This window comes from Rickettsia sp. TH2014 (assembly GCF_019249195.1).
GTDB lineage: Bacteria > Pseudomonadota > Alphaproteobacteria > Rickettsiales > Rickettsiaceae > Rickettsia > Rickettsia felis.
On the sequence record NZ_MXAX01000132.1, the window covers coordinates 1 to 1,711 of the forward strand.

The following is a 1,711-nucleotide window of genomic DNA, read 5'->3' on the forward strand; positions in this document are numbered from 1 at the left end:
TGTAAGATTAAATCTTGACTTCTACATTTTTATATAAGGAGGATAAATTCATAAGTTTAAATTTTTCACGATTTCAATCTATATTTAATATTTTATTCATATTGATAATTTCTTTTCCAGGTGGTGTAATTTATTTACTTACCGGTTCAACTCTTTCTTTTTGGCTTCGAGAATCCGGTTTTGATAAAATCACTATCGGGCTTTTTAGTTTAGTTAATTTTATTCATATATTTAAATTTTTATGGGGTCCTTTACTAGAAAAAGTAAGTTTTGCTCCTTTAAGTAAGCAAGGATATAAATATTGTTTAATTATTACTTTGGTTAGCTGTATTTGTTGCGTATATGTTCTAACAAATTTTAACCCTAACACTCATTTTATATCTTTTGCTTTATGCTTAGTAGCTGCGGCATTTTTCTCTTCCATTTATGATATGTTGCTTCAATCATCACAGATGTTACTTATTATAAATAAAAATTGGGGCATAAGTGAGGCAGCTTGTACTACAGGCTTTAGGATAGGTATACTTATAGCAGGTTCAGGGGCGTTATATTTATCAACTATCATATCTTGGCAAGATGTTTATCGTTCTATAGCAATTTTATGTATGCCGTCATTACTATCAATTATAATCTATCCGCTTAAATTTACAGATAAAATAATTATTAATGGTTTTGATAGATTTTGGTATGCTTTTTATGACTTTATCAAGAAACCTAAATGGCTAATAATTGTTAGTTTTATGCTTCTATATCGTCTTCAAGATAATTTTCTTTCAATGATGCCGAATATGTTTTATCTCGATATCGGGTATGCGAAGAAAGATTTAGCGCTTGGATATAAAGCTTTTGGTATGTGTGCTGCAATCCTTGGAGGTTTTATAGGCGGGTTTTTGTGCCGAAAATATGAATATTCTTATTTGCTTAAAAGAGCATTAATATATCATGCTTTATCTAGCCTATCTTTTTTATTTCTCTATTTTTATAATCGAGATATTACAAGTTTGTATATAGCGGTCTTTTTTCAAGAATTTACCAAAGGCTTAACTATGTCGCCGTTTTTTTCTTACCAATTAAGATGTTGTAGCTCTAAATATTGTATAACCCAAATTGCGTTAATTACTTCTATTGCTTATATTAGTACCATATTGTTTGGTAGTATTTCAGGCTATGCAGCTACTTATTTAGGTTGGGCTTATTTTTTCATCGTAGCAGGATTTTGTTTTATACCGGCTTATATATTAATTAGATATTTACCGACTTATGTCATTCCTAGCTAAAAGGGTTGTTGTTGTGTGGCTCGGCTCCATCATCCCGTGATTTATTCACGGGATCTAGTTAAAAATACTATATTATTAGTATTTTTAGTTGTTTTACTGGATACTGTAGATAAGCCACGGTATGACACTGAACGCGCTTTCCGAACCATACAACAACACCTAAATTAATCCGCTAATCCGGCTAGCTTTACTTCAGGAAATAATTCTTCTTCCAATTTTGATAGGCCGTGTATTAGTTCCGGACTAAATAGAGGTGCTAATTTGTTAGATAATGGAACTAAGTCTTCATCTGTAGTTATCTTTATAAATTCAATCCTTGCCTTAAATCGTGCCAATTCAAGTTCTTTAATACTAAGATGTGTGTTATTAAAATTTCCTTGATCGCATCGTGTATTATATAGCTATCTGGTCATGCCTCCATATTGCAGTTACGC

At 31.2% G+C, this 1,711-nt stretch carries 2 protein-coding genes; one reads left to right on the forward strand and one right to left on the reverse strand.

Annotated elements, in window-relative coordinates:
- Window positions 1-50 precede the first annotated feature (50 nt).
- Window positions 51-1,277: an MFS transporter gene (locus KYQ89_RS02550; protein ID WP_218460276.1), complete on the forward strand. Its 1,227-nt coding sequence runs from the start codon at window positions 51-53 to the stop codon at window positions 1,275-1,277.
- 164 nt (window positions 1,278-1,441) lie between these two features.
- Here KYQ89_RS02550 and KYQ89_RS02560 read toward each other — a convergent pair whose 3' ends face one another.
- Complete coding sequence (locus KYQ89_RS02560; RefSeq protein ID WP_218460275.1) at window positions 1,442-1,612, reverse strand: hypothetical protein; 171 nt, start codon at window positions 1,610-1,612, stop codon at window positions 1,442-1,444.
- Window positions 1,613-1,711: the final 99 nt, after the last annotated feature.